The sequence below is a fragment of the Chlamydia sp. 04-14 genome (assembly GCF_036632095.1).
Lineage (GTDB): Bacteria > Chlamydiota > Chlamydiia > Chlamydiales > Chlamydiaceae > Chlamydia.
Genome location: NZ_JAPYKW010000002.1, coordinates 296,929 through 316,326, shown reverse-complemented (window position 1 = coordinate 316,326; position 19,398 = coordinate 296,929). Strand labels below are relative to the sequence as shown.

The following is a 19,398-nucleotide window of genomic DNA, read 5'->3' as shown; positions in this document are numbered from 1 at the left end:
TCACCACTGACACATCTCTTCATTTCATCATGACTGTTCGCATAGTAGATTCCGGGAAAGGAAGTTCTGAGACCCATATGGCCAGAGATAAGTATTTGCTAGAACACCTCAAAAGAGGAGAAGTAATTCTGCATCTCTATGAGTGGAATAGCCAATATCCTCTCACTTACGGCTATTTTATGCGTCCAGAAAAATTTTTAATTGACAATAGGGCTAGCCTAGGGATGGACGCCGCTGTCCGACCTACGGGAGGAGGCTTTGTTTTTCATCACGGGGATTACGCATTTTCGTTATTAATGTCATCGGAACACCCTATGTATGCACCAACTGTGTTGGAGAATTATTATACTGTAAATCAGATGGTGCTAGAAGTTTTGAGTAAGGTTTTCCGTATTAAGGGCACGCTTTCTTTTGACGAGGACGCACACCATCCTCAGACATCTAATTTTTGTATGGCTAGAGCTTCAAAATACGATGTTTTAATGGGAGATAGGAAAGTAGGGGGCGCTGCTCAGCGTACTGTAAAACAAGGATTTTTACATCAAGGCTCCATATTCTTATCAGGGAGTTCTTTAGAGTTTTACCAAAGGTTTCTTTTGCCAGAGGTTATCGACATTATAGTCCCAGCAATTGAAAAACGAGCATTTTTCCCTCTAGGTCTGTCAGCGCCTTCTTCAGATCTTTCAGAGGCAAGAAAGGAAATAAAAGAAGGACTAATTCAAAAATTTGCAAGTGGCCACCTATGAATAAAATGCGATGGGGTTTAGTTATTGCGCTCTTTTGTTCATTTATAACAAAAGATACTTTTGCCTTTATGGTGCATTTTCCTGCTTCTAAGGAACATGTGGGTGTTATTGTTCATGACAATAGTCTTGAGGTTTATGAAAACCTTCTATCAGCAATAGATGTTGCCGAGCACTATGTCGAATTGTATCCCTGTATGGCCGGTGGAAATCTACTAAAGGAGATTGTTGAGCATCTAGATGCACGTATGTCTGAGGCTCCTAAGCTATGCGCTTATATCCTTATTCAGCCTACATTTATTGATAGTAAGGATAAACAAATCCTTGAAAATGCAAGAGCCAATTGGCCCGATAGATTTTTCTATTTATTTACTGGATGCCCTCCAGGATCGAGTATTCTTGCGCCCAATGTTATGGAAAGCCATGTTAAGGTTTCTATCGTCGATGGGAAGTATATTTTTATGGGGGGAACAAATTTTGAAGATTTCATGTGTACTAAAGGGGATGAGGTTCCCGAACCTGTAGAGTCTCCACGTTTAATTATAGCAGGAACTCGAAGACCTAGGGCTTTCCGTGATCAAGACATCACTATGAGCTCTGCGCAACTCGGGACAGAGTTAAGAAAGGAATTTCATGCACATTATGCTCTTTGGTACGCCTATGCAAAAAAACCTTGGTTCAATAAGAATCTCAACGATTTTCGGATACTTCCTTGTCCAGAATTAACTGTTGAAGAAGCTGAATCTACGTATTGTAGTGCCATTGAAGATAGTCCTGATCTTGTAACAACAGATCTTAAAAACATTCGTGTGATTTTTTCTGGTCCTGATGAAAGTAAAAATGCAATTACCCAAGAATATGTCGACTTAATAAATAGATCAGAGAAATCTATCAAAATTGCGAATATGTATTTCATCCCGAAGGATGAAATTATTGAGAGCTTGAAATCCGCCTGTTTTGATCGCGGTATTCGCTCAGAAATCATTACTAATGGATGTACGGAAAATAGTCCCGATCTTACAGCAGTATATGCTTGGGGCAATCGTATGAATTATTTCTTTTTATCTTATGGCGAGCGTCCTTCACTATGGAAAAAGTTCATATTTTCTAGAAAACAACCTAATAGTTCTCTTTTTGTGAGTGAATATTTTGTTCGGGATACGCAGCTACATAAAAAATGTATGATTATAGATGGGCGTTTCTTTGTCATAGGGAGTTACAACTTTGGTAAGAAAAGCGATCTTTTTGACTACGAAAGTATTGTCGTAATTGATTCTCCAGAAGTTGCTCAAAAAGCGAACATTGTCTTTGAAAAAGATTGGAGCTTATCCAAACCTGTAGATAATTCTGAAATTTTCGATTGGTATTTTAATCCTGTTCACAATCTCGTTGGTCATTTACAAATTAATTTTATGCCTGCTTAACCCTGCAATAAAATTCTATTAAGGAAAAGAGAGGTATTCTCTCTTTTCTGTTTCTCAGGGGATCCTTCTTGGTTTTTTCCGATCAATAGTTTACACTAAGTTTTTTATTGTTTATTCCAAGAGGGTGGCTTTGCTAGCGTTCTTTTATAAGCATCAGAAAAAATTCATTGGTTTAGTTATTGTCGGTGTATGCGTATCTGGAATAGGTATAGGCTGGGGACGCTATCCAGGGGAATCTGCATGTAATGGTTCTAGGAAAGTTGTATTTTCTGTATCGGGGAAAAAATATTCCGAGAGGGAGTTTCTAGCTATTAAGAGATTCTTTATAAATGAGGCATATCCTTTCACAGGAAATCCTCAGGAATGGAATTTTTTAAATGAAGGATTACTTACAGAGCGCTTTTTGACAAATAAAATTGGAGAAAAGCTCTTTTTAAAAATCTACTCTCAAGATTACCCAGCTTTCAGTAAAGAGAAGCGTTATCAAGCTTATCGAAGATTCGATACCCCATTTATTTCTTCTGAAGAGGTTTGGAAGTCTTCAGCTCCTCGCTTATATCAAGCTTTGACAACCCTGCAAGAAATAGATAACCCCGTATCTCCAGAGGGGTTTGTCGCGAGAGTTCAACTTTTTTTAGAAGAGAAAAAATTCCCTCATTATATTCTTAAACAGATGCTTGAATATCGTAGACAGATGTTTAACCTTCCTCAAGATTCTGCGTTGGCTCAGGGGAAAGATCTACGCTTATTTGGTTATAAGAATATTGCCGATTGGTTTGGAGATGCCTACGTTTCTGCTGCTGTTGAAGCTTTGCTTCGCTTTGTCAATGAGCAGAAAAAAAATGTTGCTATGCCTTCTTTAAAGGAGGCACGACAAGATTTTCAAGATAAAGCCCAACATGCATTTACTAAATTAAGTAAACATGCAGGTCTTACTTTAAATTTTGACCAATTTGTTGCTTCTTATTTCAATTTCCTCGGAGTGAATGAATCAGAATTTTTTAAAATGTATCGTGAGATACTTCTGTGTAAAAGGGCATTTTTACAATTGGAGGGTAGTGTAACTTTTGATTATCGTCCTCTGCAAGAATTTTTCTCTATGGGTAAAGATTCTACATCTGTAGAAATGGTTAAGCTTCCTCGCGAATATCAGTTCAAAAACAAAGAAGATCTAGAGGCTTTTGAAACTTATATCAATCTCGTAGGCGTTCCAGTTAAGGATTGTCTCGATGTTCCACGCTTCGCTTTGCCTGTTAAGACTATAAAGGCCAAAGAACCGAAATTAGTGGGTCGAAGATTTTTAATTTCCTATAAAAGTATAAAACTTCAAGATCTGGAAACTAAAGTGCCTATGGTGGAAGTACACCAATGGCAACAAAATCCTGAGAATTTCCAAATTCTACTTCAACAATTTCCTAAAATTGAAACATGCAGTTCGAGTAAGGATTTTCAAACTCTTAAACCCTCTCTTGTGGAAAAGATCTATTCCTTCACAAGAAAGGAGATTTTAAGAGCACACCCCAAAAGAATTCTCGAAGCCTTGGCTCAATGTAGGCATGAGAGTCATGAAGTTTTCCTCTCTTGTGGAAAAGACAGTGTCTTAGAGGGAATTTTAGATGGAAATGCGCTAGCCACACTATTAGTAGATAATGAGCTTTTAGAAGCCTATAGTCAGGATGGCGAACACTATTACACATTTATCGTAGATACTTGTTTCGAAGGTGAAGAAGTAATTCCTTATCGTGAAGTGCTACGTAAGGATCTAGCTAAAACCTTAATTTCTTCACATAAAAATTCCTCACATATTGATAAGGTGATTTCTGCTTTAAAATCTCGATATCAAGAAGAAGAAGGCAAAGAGCTTTGGCAAAAGCGTCTATGGTCTTTGATAGAAGAATATAAAGACGGAACGTATCAAGCAGGAACTCTATCCTGGAATCTTGAAAAATCTATAAAAGTATTTACTCGTGGAGATCAAAATATTCCTCAATCCTACCCTATTTTAGCTTCTATGGAAGAGGGAACATTATCAAATATTGAATTTAATCCTGAAGAAGGTCCTTTTTTCTATAAATGTTTATCACATCAAACATGTGTTGATCCTGCTAGTGTAGAGAAGCTATTTCTTGCTAAAGGTCATTTAAATGAAGAAATTCTAGGGAATTATATAGAACATTTTATTGATGAAGGAGTCAGATAATGTGGGATTCTGATTATCATGTATGGATTCTACCGATTCATGATGATGTTGTCCGTTTGGGACTGACAGCTAGAATGGGAGAAAACTTAGGCCAAATTCTTCATATCGACTTACCTGCAATAGGTAGTTTTTGTAAGGAAGGCGAGATTCTTGTTGTCCTAGAGTCTTCAAAGTCCGCTATCGAAGTTTTAAGCCCTGTTTCAGGAGAAATTATAGGGGTTAATGAAGATTTAAAAGAAAACATACAGCTTCTTAATAACTCCCCTGAGGAATCGGGATGGTTTGTGGTTGTTAAACTCAATCAGAAATTAAATACCGAAAATTTTTCTCTTAGAGAGTAGTCAGGTTAATGTTTCAAAAAAAGTCTTACATTAGTTATATTTTTTTGAGTTTTGATAAGAGTTTTTTTTTATTTTCTGAAGGAGTAAAATTTTTCCCTAAAAGAGTTTAAATATACATTTTATTATGTCCTCATTAATAGTTGACAGCATCTCTACTCCTGTAGAGATAAAGAGCGTTCAGTTGAGGCTTTCAACTCAGCTTAAGGTATTAACTGCCGTTACGGTATTGTTAGCTTTAGCTGTGATAGGTCTTGCTTGCTACGGGCTTTTTGGAACTCCCTTGACGTCAACGCAATTAATGATATGGATTATGAGCGCCTCTATGACTTTAGTGGCACTGATTTGTTCTTGTGCGAAATATCATCTTCTTCGTCGTTATGAAAAAAATCTCCTTAGTAGCGGGGAGCTTATACAAGAATAGATAAAGGAATTATGACTTATGATGATTAACATCCAAAGATTTCAACGACCTTCTCCAGACAATCCCGATACAGTAACCCTATTATATCGATTGCATGAGGGACCTTTAGGTGAGTCCGAAGGGTTGCGCACTTTTCGTAGAGTATTATCAGCGCTTATGACTTCCCTGGCAATACTCGTCATGATAATATTCACCGTACAATCGCCAACCATTACTCCTGCAGCGTTGTACACAGCAATTTTCTTTGCTTGCTGTACCCTTGTATGCATAGCAATGTTTATGGTGAAACATGTATTGTGTCAGTTTCCAGAAATTGCTAGAGATACTATCGAGATCCCCTCTAATAGCTAATCTACTGAGCTTTTCCCTTTTTTATATTCGTCGCTTTTGATTTAGCTGCACGTTGTTGTTGTGCTATTCGCACTTTTTTCATAGGTTTCAGGTCTTTTGCTGCTATAGAAGAAACATTGGATGTTTCTAGGATATCAGATGCTGGCGTTGTTGCTGATGGTTTAGAGATATCAATACCTGTAAGGCTCATAAAAGCCATGGCTATAAGTCCTGTGGTAATGAAAGAGATTCCCATTCCCTGAAGGTTTTTAGGAATATCAGAATAGGCGAGTTTTTCTTTGATAGTTGCGAATAAGACAATAGCTAACCACCAACCACATCCCGCACCTAAGGAGAATATCATCATGGGGATAAATGGGTAATTGCGTGTAATTCCAAAGAGTACGCCTCCTAAAATTGCACAGTTAACAGCAATTAATGGTAAGAAGATTCCTAAGGAGAGATAGAGATTTCTAGATACCTTTTCTAAAAGTAATTCCAAAATCTGTGTGAAGGCAGCAATAACTACAATGAAGATAATCAGCTCTAGGAAATTTAGATTTACATTGGCTAATGAAGGAGATATCCAAGTTAGAGCCTTAGGCCCTGTAATAAATTTATGTACTACCCAGTTAATGCTTCCGGTAACCGTCAGAACTAACGCTACGGACATTCCTAAGCCGTTAGCAGTAGAAACTCGTGCTGAACAAGCAAGATAGCTACACATCCCAAGGAAATTCGATAGAAGGATATTTTGGATAAAAGTGGCTTGTAAAAAGATGCCAAAGACATTTAGCCATGTATATTCGCCTAACCACATAAAGCTACCTTTTTGCCTTCTTAGATCTAAGAATATTCACTCCCCAAATCATAATGCCCAAAAGGAAAAATGCCGAGGGAGCTAAAACCATCAAACCAAAGTTTTCATAGCCGTCGGGATGAGCTTCGGAAGCATAAAAACATTTTGGTATAAGTTGTAATCCAAGAATAGTACCGAAACCGAAGAACTCTCTTATTATACTCACAGAAACTAATACCCAGCCGTAGCCTAATCCCGATGCGAAACCATCTAAAAATGCTGGAATAGGGGGTACGTTTCTCGCTAGACTTTCAGCTCTTCCCATAACGATACAGTTAGTGATAATCAACCCAACGAACACGGATAGTGTTTTTGAGATATCGAAGAAAAAAGCTTTTAAAAACTGATCAATAACAATCACAAATAAGCTAATGATAATCAGCTGAGTGATCATACGAACGCTATCAGGAGTAACTTTTCGCAATAGAGATACAAAGAACGAGGAGCATCCTGTAACGAAGCTTACAGCAAGGCCCATAGTAATAGCTGTATTCACTGTTGTTGTTACAGCAAGTGCAGAACAAATCCCTAAAATAGCAATTAGAGGTTGGTTATTGTCCCAGAGAGGATCAAGGAAATAACTCTTGTATGATTTATTTGCTGCCATTGTGATCTCTCTGGTTGTTAAGCTTAGCGAAAGACATCAACAAACTTCGATAGGGAGCTAAAGACCGTGCGTAAGCTTCGGTAACACCATTACATGTTAATGTTGCCCCAGAAATACCATCAATCGATGATAATGCTTTTGGAGATGTTCCAAATGCTGATTGTACTGAGCCTTTAATTACCTCAAGACCTAAAGAAGTTGTAGCGAAATCGGTATTTCCTGATGCTGTTTGTAAGAAGATTTTCTTACCATAGAATTGCTTTTGCCACTGAGGATTAGCAATATTTGCTCCTAATCCTGGGGTTTCTACTTGTTGATACCATGCTGTTCCTAAAACGGTATCACCGTTATTTTCTACAGCAAGATAGCCATAAATAGGCCCCCACAAACCAAATCCAGAAATTGGAATAATAATAGCGCGAACTACTGAAGGATTTTTAATAACCTCGGCAGCGCTCATTGCTCTAGCCTGTTCAGTATTTGCTAAGATTACATAAAATAGTAGTAAGGGTTGTTGATAAAAATGACCATTTTGATGTTTTTCGACAAATTCTGTAACGTTGATATTTTTTTCTTCGAAGGAAAACATCTGACCACGTTTATCTGCAAGTAGGGGACGAACAAACCCCTGTGCGTAGGAGTCTAAAACCGAGCTTGTGACAACAGGCGCGCGTTTATCTGCAACTTTAAGTAGGTGGGACGTTTTGTCATATACAGCGGGTTGCCAAGAACCCTTCTCATAGATTTGAAATTTTCCAGAAAAATCTAAAACATGTGCCGCGGTTAGCATTTGCTGATTGCGATCAAAAATAGCTGCTCTTTCTTGGAAAGGAGCTAAGATATAGTACACGGTAGAAAGGAAAACGCTAGAGAATAAACTTAAAGCGAAAATGAAAAGTATAACATACCATGTTTGATTCAGATGGGATTTAGATTTCTCTGAAGACATAGTTTTATATTCTCCTTCGTCTATACTTTCTTACAGCAAAGTAATCAAGAAGAGGAGCAAATACATTTCCGAGAAGAATGGCGAGCATAACTCCTTCGGGATATGCGGGATTTATGAGTCGGATAACAATTGTCATAAAACCAATAAATAATCCGTAAATCCATTTTGCTAATTTCATGGTTGGGGATGATACAGGGTCTGTAGCCATGAATACAAGACCGAAGGCTAAACCCCCAAGGAATAACTGTCGGTAGGCAGGGATAAAGAATCTTGCAGGGGCCCAAGCTCCATGTTTCCCAACAATAAGAATGCTAAAAATTTTAAATAGCCAAGCTGTGATGAAAGCTCCTATACCGAAGGAGACCATCGTTCTCCACGAGGCAATACCTGTTACAATGAGAAATGCAGCACCAAGTAAGCAAGCAAATGTTGATGTTTCTCCTAAGGAACCAATAATATTTCCCCAGAATAAATTTCCTGAAGAGAACTTCCCAATACCATAGATCACATCAGTAATTGAATAAGCTGAATCAAACTGTGTTGGCAATAAACCTAGTCCCCCCTCACTAAGAGGAGATGTCACAAAATTTTGTAATTGTTCTAGGGTGAGCTTATCTAACACTAATCCAGGATGAGACTCTGTCCAGATAGAAAATTGTGAGTGTATCACACTTTCTGTAGGGACATGCGTCATATGTAATACGTTAGAAGCTATAGCATCTACATGAACTCTTTTTACAGCAGGAGATGTCGAATTTAATGTTTGCAAGCAGGTAGACTGAGAGAAGCCATCGATGATCGATTTTCCTGCTGTAGAATTCATAGCAAGGAGGCTTTCTTTAATTTTTGTTGGGTTACTTCCTACCCAGACATCCCCACTCATCTTTGCGGGAAATGTGAAAAATAGGAAAGCTCTTCCTGAGAGAGCAGGATTGAGAATATTCATTCCTGTTCCACCGAATAATTCTTTACTAACGACAACACCAAAAGCAATTCCTAAGGCAGCCATCCAATAAGGAATTGTTGGTGGTAATGTTAGAGGATAGAGAATTCCTGTGACGAGTAATCCCTCAGCAATTTTATGTTTTCTAACGACAGCGAAGAGCACTTCGCAAGCACCTCCTACCGAATAGCTAATTATCAGTAGAGGAATAAAAATCTTACATCCTGTCCAAAGAACGGAAAATAAACCGATATCATGGAAAATAAATGAGAGATAACTACGAAATCCAGAGATGTGTAAGAATGATTCCATGAGCTGGGCATTTCCAGACCCATAGACTAAAGCTTGTACTCCCGAATTCCATATTGCTAAAAACGTTGCTGGAAATAGGGCAATAACAACAAGCATCATCCAACGTTTGACATCTACGGCATCACGAATGAACGGAGGAGATGAGGACTTATGGATAGGCTCGTAGCAAAACGTATCAATAGCGTCTGCAACTGGAGTAAAGCGTTGAAACTTGTCCTTTTGACAAATTTCCCAGATGGAATTAACAAATCGTTTAAGCATTGCTACTGAGAGGGAAGTTGAAGCTTCTACACGTTTAAGAACGTAACAAATTGGTTGGAATTTTAGGAATAAAAATTTTGCGTGATTCAGAGATTCTTTAGTTTTTTTCTTAGTTTAATTTTCCCCAAGCTCTGTTACGGTTGCCGAGAACCCGGAGAATTTTTATGTCGTGGGTGCTTAGAAACGTTAAAAATAGAAAAGATAGTAGGACGTTGTCCGCATTGTTTTCATATTTTAGGAATAGATGAGATAGCGACTTGCCGAGATTGCCTTCCCTCGTTTTCTCGGAAATCTTTTTGTTTATATGTTCCTTCTGCGAAAGCACTTTCTCTATATTCTCAGGCTTGTCTTGGCAAGTTGCCCGCCATCAAATTTTTTACAAGAGTTATAAGATGCCAGTGGGAATTTCATGAAATTTTTCCTAAAAAGATTTTTTATCTAATATCAAAATTTCCTAAGGATTTTGCGAAACAGTTATCTAAAGAAACAGGAGTTCCTTATCAGGGAATTTTACCTCTAGAACGCGAATTAAATAGTTTAAAAAAATACATAGATGTGGGGCCGATATGTATTTTATCTGACTATCCATTATCTCGTGAATGGCAGAATAGTATTGAAAGGCACGCTGCGCGGCCTGCAATACTTATAAGTCTTTTTCTTTCTGAGACTCTTCGTTGATTCCAACAATAGCTACGTAGCCTAAAAGACGGACTCCTTCATCAACACACAAAGTTCCTGCTTGGATATCACCTTTAACTATCGCTTCACCACGGAGTTCTAATTTCCCACTCACTGTGATATTGCCTTCAACAACACCTTCAATAATTGCTTCTTGAAGCTGTATGTCAGCCTTTACACAACCTTTAGGGCCTATAATTATTTTTCCGTTAGAAACTAAAATACCTTCAAAGGTGCCATCAATGCGTAATAAACGGTCAAAAGCTAATTCGCCTTTGAATGTCACACCTTCTCCAAGAGTGGTTTCAGGCTCTTCTGAAAATGAGAGTAGGGAATCAACTTCAGAAGATTGAGACGTCCATTTTTGTGGTTCTTCACTTATAGGATAAGAAGAAGATAGTGGACGCGTTTCTGGAGATTTTGGAGAATCAAAAAGATTCGGAGGAGAATCTAAACGCTCAGATCTAGGATAGGAGGGATAATTAGAATGTGAAGGTGTTTCTTCTTCGTATAATGTCTGAACATCTTCAAAGGGACTTTTTCCAGTTCTACGGAACATTAGGAATTCTCCTAGATTACCCAACAATGTGGTTTTTACATAAACTAATTTGACGCGTTAGAGTTTCATCTTTTTCTATTTTCTGTTCTATAGTTTTGCAAGCATAAAGTACTGTGGAATGAGTTTTCCCGAAGGCAGAACCTATGGCGACTAGAGAATCTGTAATTAAAGTTTTCGCAAGGTACATCGCGACTTGACGAGCTAAAACAAGTTCTTTAGAACGTGAAGTTCCCTTAAGATCCTGTAATTTTACTTGGAAGACAGTAGCAACACTTTTTAATATACTTTCTACAGAGACTTTTTGTTTGGAAGGGGAACGGAAAAGCTCTTTTAAAGTGTCTCGAACAATGCTTTCGGTAAGTGTCTTTCCAAATAAACGACAGTAGGCAGTGAGCTTATTAATAGCTCCTTCCAGTTGTCTCACATTTCCATAAATATGATCGGCAATATAGAAGGCAATTTCATTAGGAATAAGCAGACCTTTTTGTTCTGCCTTATGTTGTAAAATTGCTACACGAGTTTCTAAATCAGGAATGCCTACGTGAGCAACTAAGCCCCATTCCATTCTAGCAATAATACGTTCTGACAATTTCAATTGTCCTGGAGGCTTGTCGCTAGTAATAACGATTTGTTTATTTAAATTAATTAAGGTCTCAAAAGTATTGCAAAATTCTTCTTCAAAATTTTGTCTATTTTGCAAAAACTGGATGTCGTCGACAAGAAGTAGATCTAAAGAACGATAAAAATTCTTCATTTTATCAATAGATTTCAGTCTAAGGTGTTGCACTAAATCATTGATAAAAGCTTCTGTAGTAATGCAATGAACGCGAAGATTTTTATGATGTTCTCTAACGTAGTGACCTACAGCATGGAGCAAATGAGTTTTTCCCAGGCCTACACCTCCATGGATAAATAGAGGATTATAAGAGCGTCCGGGACGTCCTGCTATGCCTACAGCTGCAGATTTGACAAATTGGTTTGAAGGGCCTTCTATGAAATTATCAAAACGGTAAGCTGCGTTTAATTTTAGTTCAAAGTCTTTAGATTCTTCAAAAGTTTCTGCAGGGCTCTCTTGTTGCTCTCGAGGTGCAATAGGTTGCATAGGAGCTTTTTTGATTTCTGCAACAACAAATTCTAAAGCTGGCTCTCCTTGGGCATCAAGGGGAACAAAAGAACACAGATCTTGTTTGTAATTATCAAGAAGGTAATTTTGAACAAAGATATTGGGAACTTCTAAACGGATTTTTTCTTGTGTTTCTTCTATGATTTGAATAGGAGAAATCCAATTTTCAAAAGCCGTTTTTGAGCAACGTGTCTTAACATAATTCACAAACTGTTCCCAAGTACTACAATCGTTACAGGTTAACATGCTGCTCTCTTTAACGTGTCGAGAATTTTCTTATGGACGGGCAACTTATGCTCGTTTAAGAAGAAATTGCCAATGTACCATTGCTATTGATAAGCAATCAACAGTTTTTCTGCAAAAAAACGGCAAGACGATTTCAAATGGATAAGGAATTATTATAAATATACACGCGAACGTTCTTAATAAGCACGCACAAGATTAATTAGAAAGAGCAACAGGCTTTTTGATCGTTCTTTTAGTGTAGCTCATAAGCAAAGCTTCGGCGTCATTAGCGATTATAGGATCGTCGCACGATGTAAGATAAACAGCTATGGCAGAGGCTTCGTCAATACGATTCAAACAAAAGAGAGCTTTAGTTTTATTTAATAATGTAGGGAGATGATCTCCTTGCATACGTAAAGCTTGGTCTAAGACTCCTAAAGCTTTAGCATTCTCTCCAATTTGTAAATATAATCCGCCAAGAGTTTGGAAATCATAAATACTTAATGGATCTAAAATAACCAAGGCTTCGAAAAAGAGGATGGCTTTTTGGTAATGTCCCTGACGAAGAAAAATATATCCAGAAATACGTAATTCTTCGAGTTCTTCATCTCCCCATCCTAAGATGGCTTTCCATTCATTATCCAACATATTTTAGCCTTGAACAAATTGAAAAATACGAGAAATAACATAATCGATCATGATATTAGAAGACTTCAATCCTAGATCAATAGCTTTGAGTAAGATTTTTCCTTCTTGAACGATAACGTCTTCTTCAGAATCAGAAGCTTCTTCTTCCTCTTCTTCGCTTTCTTCTTGATCTTTATAAGAGAGAAAAGGTGTTACACGACTTTGATAAGAGAATTTTCCTCGAGTCAGTACCTTTAAATAGGAAGAAATTTTCTCCAAATCATCATCCTGTTGATCAGGAGATCCTAATGAAGGGGCTAAATAAGGAGTCGAGAATCGCTGTTTATGGAAGTTATTAGGAGGCGAAAAGAATGCCCAATGGGTTTTCTTATTCGTCTGCATAAGAGAAGATAAAGCCGAGGGTTTTGGCGTCATGTCCAAAATTTGGGCATGCTTCGCTACATCACGGATCGTCAAACTTTCCATGTGAACTTCCTTGCGGAAATCGTTCACTACTTTATTGTTAGACGCGTGTTTTTCGTAAACAGAGGTACTGTAATTAAAAATTTCTACCATAATACAGCCTTTAAAACCCTACTTTCTAAATCATAATAGGGTAAAGGAAAAAGTCAATAGTCTTAATTATTCTTAAAATCAAAAATGACAAATAATAGAAATCTTTCCCCATTCTCTCTAATGGTGTATATTTTTCTCGTATTGTTGTTTTTAGAATGATTTAGGCGTTTTTGTGTCTGAGGTTCCTTCCCATATTCCGGTATTAGTAAACGAGTGTTTGTCGTGGTTTTCTAATCGAAACCCACGATCTTTCTGTGATGTCACTGTAGGAGCTGGGGGTCATGCTGAGGCGTTTCTTTCTGCCTATCCTTCTATAATTTCTTATGATGGCTCTGATCGTGATGCATCAGCTTTATCTTTAGCAAAGGAACGTTTAGAAAAATTTGGAGATCGCGTTCACCTTCGTCATGCCTCGTTTGAGGATCTTGCTAACGACCCTAGGGAAGGTATTTATGATGGTATACTTGCTGATCTTGGAGTTTCTTCTATGCAGTTAGATACTTTATCCCGTGGTTTTAGTTTTCAAGGAGAAAATCATGATTTAGATATGCGCATGGATACTTCTAAGGGAATCACAGCAAGTGAAGTATTAAACACGCTTCGCGAAGAAGAGTTAGGTAAGATTTTTCGTGAATATGGAGAAGAACCACATTGGAAAAATGTAGCTAAAGCTGTGGTGCATTTTAGAAGACATAAGAAAATTATTACTGTGAAAGATTTAAAAGAAGCAACAGGAAGGGTTTTCCCTTCATATCGTTTACGTAAGAAAATCCATCCACTGACTTTAATTTTCCAAGCTTTACGAGTGTATGTAAATCAAGAGGACCTGCAGTTGAAAGTATTGCTAGAGTCTGCTATGCGTTGGCTTGCTCCTGAGGGGCGTTTGGTGATTATTTCATTTTGCAGTTCGGAAGATCGTCCTGTAAAATGGTTTTTTAAAGAGGCTGAGAAGTCGGGACTAGGACAAATTCTTACTAAGAAAGTCGTTATGCCTACATATGAAGAAACAAGAAAAAATCCTCGTTGTAGATCGGCAAAACTCCGTTGCTTTGAAAAGAAATTCTCATGAATAAATATCGGTTTTTGCGTCTGTTTTTTTGTTTTTGTTTTCTAGGTGGTTTACTTTATTCCTATATTAATAAACAAAATGATCTGACTAAATTGCGATTGGAAATTCCTTCTTTATGGTCAAAGTTACGCCAAAGAGAACAAGAAAATATTGCTTTGGGTTTTCTTATTGATAAAATAGAAAGTCCTGAACATCTCATGCATATAGCAAGCCTTCCTGAATATCAATATCTCCAATATCCTACAGAAGATAGTGTTTGTATTGTGACCTATGAATCATCGTAAATACTTAACAATGATTACTTGTGGGGTTTTGCTCTCCTACTCTTTCCTTATTATACGTTATTATAAAATTCAGATTTGTGAGGGGAAACGTTGGGCTGCCGAGGCATTAGGGCAACATGAATTTCGAGTTAAGGATCCTTTTCGTCGGGGAACATTCTTTTCTCAGATGAATGTACGTAAAGGAGACCCTGAGCAGAGACAGCCTCTAGCTGTCGATATTACTAAATTTCATCTTTGTTTAGATGCTGTAGCCATTCCAGAAGAACATCGCGATACCGTTGCTGAGAAAATATTTAATCTTGTTGGCGATGGGGATTACGGAAAGTTGCGAGGAGAATTTGATAGGAAGTCTAGGCATAGAAAGTTATTTCTATGGCTAGATCGTGCTGAACGTGATCGAATTCTTTCTTGGTGGCGAGGGTATGCATCCAAATCTAAAATACCTTCCAATGCTTTGTTTTTTATGACCGACTATCAAAGGTCGTATCCTTTTGGAAAACTTCTAGGTCAAGTTCTCCATACTCTTAGAGAAGTGAAGGATGAGAAAACAGGAAAAGCCTTTCCTACCGGAGGATTAGAGGCGTATTTCAATCACATTCTTGAAGGAGAACCTGGAGAGCGCAAATTTCTTCGCTCTCCTTTAAATCGTTTAGATCTCGATAAAGTTACAAAAATTCCTAGGGATGGATCGGATATCTATCTGACTATTAATCCGTGTATACAGACAATCGCTGAAGAGGAATTAGAAAAAGGTGTGAAAGAAGCTCGGGCTAAGGGTGGGCGCTTGATTTTAATGAATGCCTATACTGGGGATATTCTAGCCTTAGCGCAATATCCTTTTTTCAATCCTGCAGAGTATAAGGACTTTTTCAATGATAAGGAAAAGATAGAGCATACGAAAGTAAAATCAGTAAGTGATGTTTTCGAACCAGGTTCTATTATGAAACCTCTTACTATTGCTATTGGATTGCTTGCAAACGAAGAGATGTTAGAAAAATCAGGGAAACCTTTATTCGATCCTTCTGAACCTATCGATGTTACCCGTACGGTCTTTCCTGGAAGAAAACAATTTCCACTCAAGGATATTTCATCAAATCGTCGTTTAAATATGTATATGGCGATACAAAAATCATCCAATGTCTATGTTGCACAACTTGCTGATCGTATAGTACAGAACTTAGGAAGTCATTGGTATGAAGAGAAGCTGTTGTTATTAGGATTTGGTAAAAAAACGGGAATAGAGTTGCCCGGAGAGGCGTCGGGATTAGTGCCGTCACCAAAGCGTTTTCATATCAACGGTGTTCCTGAATGGTCTCTATCGACTCCATATTCTCTTGCTATGGGTTACAATATTCTTGCCACAGGAATACAGATGGTGAGGGCTTATGCGATTCTTGCTAACGGTGGTTACAATGTACGTCCTACTTTGGTAAAGAAAATTGTGACTACTTCTGGACAAGAATATGTGTTACATCCTCAAGTTAGAGGAGAAAGGATCCTTTCTCAAAATATCGTTGACGAAGTGTTGAGAGCTATCCGATTTACTACATATCCTGGGGGCACAGGATATCGGGCTTCCCCTAAAAATCATTCTAGTGCTGGGAAAACAGGAACAACAGAAAAACTTGTTAATGGGAAGTATGACAAGCATCGTCATATTTCTTCATTTATTGGAATCACGCCCATATATCCTGGAGAAGAAACTAGCGTTCCTCTTGTTATGCTTGTTTCTATAGATGATCCCGATCATGGTGTTCGAGAGGACGGCACTAAGAATTATATGGGAGGTAGATGTGCTGCTCCGGTATTTGGTCGTGTGGCTGATCGAGCACTAGCTTATCTAGGTGTCCCCGAAGATAAACAGAAATACGATTACAAGAAAGAAGTCGCTTCTATCAAATCTTTGTATGAGGAATGGAATCGTTCGGGGAAATAAACTTAGATTGCTAAATTGTAATAAATACGGGCTTGAGAAAATTCCTGTTGTTTCTGACAAAGACGGACTAACAACGATATAATTGTAAAAATTATTTTTAACACTAGTACAATTAAACCCAGGCTGAGCATTTCAAAGATTCCTGCCAAGGTATGAAGAGTAATATCTACTTTACTATCTGCTTTAGTGGGGGCGGCGAAGATGCTAAATAGCTTGGCAGCTCCTAAGATATTCCCCAATATGGGGAGAGCGCGCGCGATAGTTTCTAAAATAGAATTTTTATTATTCAACAGCCAGTCGTTGTGCACGATGCCCTGACGATTACGTATGCATCCGTATTGAATGATTTTTGGGAAATTTCTAACATGCGCGGCGAATTGTTCATTATCTCTATAAAAACAGCCATTTTTTATTACATTAGTCTGATATTCAAGAGGTCGGTTCATCTCTATCCTCATGGATTTTATTCTTCTCATTGGAGAGGGGAGAATTTTATCAGTAAAAAAACTCTTTTCACCATAAAAATATCATAATTTTTGAACAGAAGAAAAAATTAGATGGACTATTTTAATTGTTGTAAGTAAACTAGTTCGGCGGTAATTTTTTTGAGCCATCGTTGATATTCGAAAGTTTATTTACAATGCGTGAGCACGAACGAAACTTTTTTTCTGCGTTCACAGATAAAAGAGTATCTACAGACATATTAAGAACAATTTTGTATATAGAAGGGGGCATTCCTTGAGAAAGGAACCTCGGGCTAAAAAATGAATTTAAAAGAACTCCTTAACAACATAGATGCAAAGGTTTATGGAAAAATTTCTCCCGTAGAGGTGAGAAATCTTACCAAAGATTCCCGTAATGTTGGATTGGGAGACATTTTTATAGCCAATAAGGGCAAGCATTATGATGGAAATGATTTTTCAGTGCTTGCTATTGAAAACGGAGCTATTGCTATAGCTTCTTCAATTTATAATCCTTTTCTATCAGTCGTTCAAATTATCTCTTCAAATCTCCCTCGGCTTGAGGCAGAGCTTTCTGCAAAATATTATAATTACCCCTCTAAAAAACTCTGTGTTATAGGTGTTACAGGCACCAATGGGAAAACTACGGTTTCCCATTTAATAAAATTCTTATTTGATGCTTGCGATAAGCCTTCGGGCTTGATAGGAACGATCGAGCATATTTTAGGGAACAGTCGTATTCAAGATGGTTATACCACTCCCGAATCTTGTCTATTACAAAAGTATTTAGCCGAGATGGTGAAAAACCGTCTAACCTCTGCTGTTATGGAAGTTTCTTCCATAGGTCTTGTTTTAGAGAGGCTAGCTCACATCGATTTTGATATTGGAGTTTTAACTAACATTACTCTTGATCATTTGGATTTCCATGGTTCATTTGAAGAGTATGTAAATGCGAAGCTGAAATTATTCTCTATGCTTCCGACTACAGGACTAGCCGTCGTAAATAGTGATTTGTCTTACGCTTCGCGATTTTTAGAAGTCGCTCAAGCACGGCACATTACCTATGGTATAGAGAGGCCATCAGATTATCTAGCTGCGAATTTAAGATCTTCTCCTTTTGGGACAGACTTTGATTTGATCTATAGAGGGGAATCTTTCCCGTGTCGCCTACCTTTAATAGGAAAACATAACGTTTATAATATTCTTGCAGCTATAGCAGTCACGCACCAAAGGTGTGCTTGTGATTTGCAGAAGCTGATCTCTTTAGTGGCGAATGTGGAATCTCCTAGAGGACGCTTAGAACCTGTATTTTCTGGACCCTGTCCTATTTATATTGATTATGCACATACTCCAGATGCTTTAGAAAACGTGTGCAAAACATTACATACTTTACTTCCTGAAGAAGGAAGACTCATTGTTGTTTTTGGATGTGGAGGAGACAGAGATCAAAGCAAACGAAAAATTATGGCTAATGTAGTCGAAAGATACGGATTTGCTGTTGTGACTTCGGATAATCCCCGAGGGGAAGATCCAGAAAACATCATCAAGGATATTTGTTCAGGATTTGTAAAAAGAAATTTTTCCATCGAAATCGACAGAAAACAAGCAATTACATATGCTTTGTCCATTGCCTCAGATAGGGATATAGTGTTAGTGGCAGGGAAAGGGCATGAGACATACCAGATCTTTAAACATCAAACCATCGCTTTTGATGATAAGGAAATTGTGCGCGAGGTGTTGTCATCTCATGTCTAATCGCTATACCTTGCTTACTTTCTGTATCTTTGGAATGACTTTTGGAGGAATCGCAGCTGAAAGTGCGCCTCCACAGCGTGTACGTCGCAATGAAGTGATCTTTATTGACCCAGGACATGGGGGTAAAGATCAAGGCACGGCGAGTAAAGAATTTCATTATGAGGAAAAGTCTTTGACCTTATCTCTTGCGTTTTCACTACAGAGTTATCTCAAGAGAATGGGGTATAAGCCAGTTCTTACCCGAACATCGGATGTTTATGTAGATCTAGGGAAAAGAGCGGCTTTAGCAAATCAAAACAAAGCTGATATTTTTGTCAGTATCCACTGTAACTATTCGTCTAACACATCAGCCTTTGGTACTGAAGTATATTTTTATAATGGTAAAAATAATGTTGCTTCAAGAAGCCGCGCTTCAGAAGCTCTAGCTAAGGATGTCCTAAACGCAATGCAAAAAAATGGGGCGTTGAAAAATCGAGGAGTGAAGAACGGGAACTTCGCTGTTATTCGAGAAACAACAATGCCTGCGATTTTAATTGAAACCGGATTTCTTTCTAATTCTAGAGAACGAGCCGCGCTTTTAGATGCACGTTACCGAATGCATATAGCCAAAGGCATAGCCGAAGGCATCCATACGTTTCTTACTGGTCCTAATTTTCAAAAAACGAGTTTAGCGAATATTAAGGCCAGAAAACTTTCTGCAAAGGCGAGTTGAATT

At 37.9% G+C, this 19,398-nt stretch carries 21 protein-coding genes; 12 read left to right on the top strand and 9 right to left on the bottom strand.

Features of this window, described 5'->3' with window-relative positions; translation table 11 throughout:
* Positions 1–29 precede the first annotated feature (29 nt).
* From O6937_RS04005 to O6937_RS03980, 6 genes are all read left to right on the top strand, one after another.
* Entirely contained in the window at positions 30–746 is a 717-nt protein-coding gene (locus O6937_RS04005) for a lipoate--protein ligase family protein (RefSeq protein WP_434602123.1), read from the top strand.
* Positions 743–2,167, top strand: coding sequence for a phospholipase D-like domain-containing protein (locus O6937_RS04000; RefSeq protein WP_332390369.1), 1,425 nt, complete (start codon positions 743–745; stop codon positions 2,165–2,167). The genes O6937_RS04005 and O6937_RS04000 overlap by 4 nt, the downstream gene beginning before the upstream one ends.
* A 130-nt stretch (positions 2,168–2,297) precedes the next feature.
* Complete coding sequence (locus O6937_RS03995; RefSeq protein ID WP_332390368.1) at positions 2,298–4,367, top strand: hypothetical protein; 2,070 nt, start codon at positions 2,298–2,300, stop codon at positions 4,365–4,367.
* Positions 4,367–4,708, top strand: a complete 342-nt coding sequence (locus O6937_RS03990) for a glycine cleavage protein H-like protein (protein WP_332390367.1) — start codon at positions 4,367–4,369, stop codon at positions 4,706–4,708. The genes O6937_RS03995 and O6937_RS03990 overlap by 1 nt, the downstream gene beginning before the upstream one ends.
* 124 nt (positions 4,709–4,832) lie before the next feature.
* Positions 4,833–5,129 carry a hypothetical protein gene (locus O6937_RS03985; protein WP_332390366.1) on the top strand — a complete coding sequence of 99 codons (297 nt, stop codon included), beginning with the start codon at positions 4,833–4,835 and terminating at the stop codon, positions 5,127–5,129.
* An 18-nt stretch (positions 5,130–5,147) separates the two neighbouring features.
* Positions 5,148–5,480 (top strand): hypothetical protein, encoded by a 333-nt coding sequence (locus O6937_RS03980; protein WP_332390365.1) that lies wholly within the window; start codon positions 5,148–5,150, stop codon positions 5,478–5,480.
* A gap of 1 nt (position 5,481) precedes the next feature.
* Here O6937_RS03980 and nqrE read toward each other — a convergent pair whose 3' ends face one another.
* Genes nqrE through O6937_RS03960 form a run of 4 tightly spaced genes read right to left on the bottom strand, consistent with a single transcriptional unit; the run spans position 5,482 to position 9,390 of the window.
* Positions 5,482–6,279, bottom strand: a complete 798-nt coding sequence (nqrE, locus tag O6937_RS03975) for an NADH:ubiquinone reductase (Na(+)-transporting) subunit E (protein ID WP_332390364.1) — start codon at positions 6,277–6,279, stop codon at positions 5,482–5,484.
* A gap of 4 nt (positions 6,280–6,283) precedes the next feature.
* Complete coding sequence (gene nqrD, locus O6937_RS03970; protein WP_332390363.1) at positions 6,284–6,925, bottom strand: NADH:ubiquinone reductase (Na(+)-transporting) subunit D; 642 nt, start codon at positions 6,923–6,925, stop codon at positions 6,284–6,286.
* The gene (locus O6937_RS03965; protein WP_332390362.1) at positions 6,912–7,874 is read right to left on the bottom strand and encodes a Na(+)-translocating NADH-quinone reductase subunit C; all 963 of its coding nucleotides are present in this window, start codon (positions 7,872–7,874) and stop codon (positions 6,912–6,914) included. The genes nqrD and O6937_RS03965 overlap by 14 nt, the downstream gene beginning before the upstream one ends.
* Positions 7,875–7,878: 4 nt before the next feature.
* Complete coding sequence (locus O6937_RS03960; RefSeq protein ID WP_332390361.1) at positions 7,879–9,390, bottom strand: Na(+)-transporting NADH-quinone reductase subunit B; 1,512 nt, start codon at positions 9,388–9,390, stop codon at positions 7,879–7,881.
* 81 nt (positions 9,391–9,471) lie between these two features.
* Here O6937_RS03960 and O6937_RS03955 point away from each other — a divergent pair, with 81 nt between their 5' ends.
* Entirely contained in the window at positions 9,472–10,068 is a 597-nt protein-coding gene (locus O6937_RS03955; RefSeq protein ID WP_332390360.1) for a hypothetical protein, read from the top strand.
* Here the strand turns inward: O6937_RS03955 and O6937_RS03950 are convergent.
* The 4 genes from O6937_RS03950 to O6937_RS03935 all read right to left on the bottom strand — a co-directional run bounded on the left by O6937_RS03950 (position 10,034) and on the right by O6937_RS03935 (position 13,178).
* Complete coding sequence (locus tag O6937_RS03950; protein ID WP_332390359.1) at positions 10,034–10,627, bottom strand: bactofilin family protein; 594 nt, start codon at positions 10,625–10,627, stop codon at positions 10,034–10,036. The two genes, O6937_RS03955 and O6937_RS03950, sit on opposite strands and share 35 nt — an antisense overlap.
* A gap of 16 nt (positions 10,628–10,643) precedes the next feature.
* On the bottom strand, positions 10,644–11,996 hold the full coding sequence (gene dnaA, locus O6937_RS03945) for a chromosomal replication initiator protein DnaA (RefSeq protein ID WP_332390358.1): 1,353 nt from the start codon (positions 11,994–11,996) through the stop codon (positions 10,644–10,646).
* 195 nt (positions 11,997–12,191) lie between these two features.
* Positions 12,192–12,623 (bottom strand): type III secretion chaperone, encoded by a 432-nt coding sequence (locus O6937_RS03940; protein WP_332390357.1) that lies wholly within the window; start codon positions 12,621–12,623, stop codon positions 12,192–12,194.
* A gap of 3 nt (positions 12,624–12,626) precedes the next feature.
* Complete coding sequence (locus O6937_RS03935) at positions 12,627–13,178, bottom strand: DUF5399 family protein (RefSeq protein WP_332390356.1); 552 nt, start codon at positions 13,176–13,178, stop codon at positions 12,627–12,629.
* Positions 13,179–13,350: 172 nt separating this feature from the next.
* Between O6937_RS03935 and rsmH the strand changes: the two genes are divergently transcribed.
* Genes rsmH through O6937_RS03920 form a run of 3 tightly spaced genes read left to right on the top strand, consistent with a single transcriptional unit; the run spans position 13,351 to position 16,467 of the window.
* A complete protein-coding gene (rsmH, locus tag O6937_RS03930; RefSeq protein WP_332390355.1) occupies positions 13,351–14,247 on the top strand; it encodes a 16S rRNA (cytosine(1402)-N(4))-methyltransferase RsmH in 897 nt (298 codons plus the stop codon).
* Positions 14,244–14,531 (top strand): hypothetical protein, encoded by a 288-nt coding sequence (locus O6937_RS03925; protein WP_332390354.1) that lies wholly within the window; start codon positions 14,244–14,246, stop codon positions 14,529–14,531. The genes rsmH and O6937_RS03925 overlap by 4 nt, the downstream gene beginning before the upstream one ends.
* On the top strand, positions 14,518–16,467 hold the full coding sequence (locus O6937_RS03920) for a peptidoglycan D,D-transpeptidase FtsI family protein (RefSeq protein ID WP_332390353.1): 1,950 nt from the start codon (positions 14,518–14,520) through the stop codon (positions 16,465–16,467). The genes O6937_RS03925 and O6937_RS03920 overlap by 14 nt, the downstream gene beginning before the upstream one ends.
* 2 nt (positions 16,468–16,469) lie before the next feature.
* Here the strand turns inward: O6937_RS03920 and O6937_RS03915 are convergent, their stop codons facing one another.
* On the bottom strand, positions 16,470–16,913 hold the full coding sequence (locus O6937_RS03915; RefSeq protein WP_332390352.1) for a hypothetical protein: 444 nt from the start codon (positions 16,911–16,913) through the stop codon (positions 16,470–16,472).
* 318 nt (positions 16,914–17,231) lie between these two features.
* Between O6937_RS03915 and O6937_RS03910 the strand changes: the two genes are divergently transcribed.
* Positions 17,232–18,683, top strand: coding sequence for a UDP-N-acetylmuramoyl-L-alanyl-D-glutamate--2,6-diaminopimelate ligase (locus tag O6937_RS03910; protein WP_332390351.1), 1,452 nt, complete (start codon positions 17,232–17,234; stop codon positions 18,681–18,683).
* Positions 18,676–19,395: an N-acetylmuramoyl-L-alanine amidase family protein gene (locus O6937_RS03905; RefSeq protein ID WP_332390350.1), complete on the top strand. Its 720-nt coding sequence runs from the start codon at positions 18,676–18,678 to the stop codon at positions 19,393–19,395. The genes O6937_RS03910 and O6937_RS03905 overlap by 8 nt, the downstream gene beginning before the upstream one ends.
* Positions 19,396–19,398 lie beyond the last annotated feature (3 nt).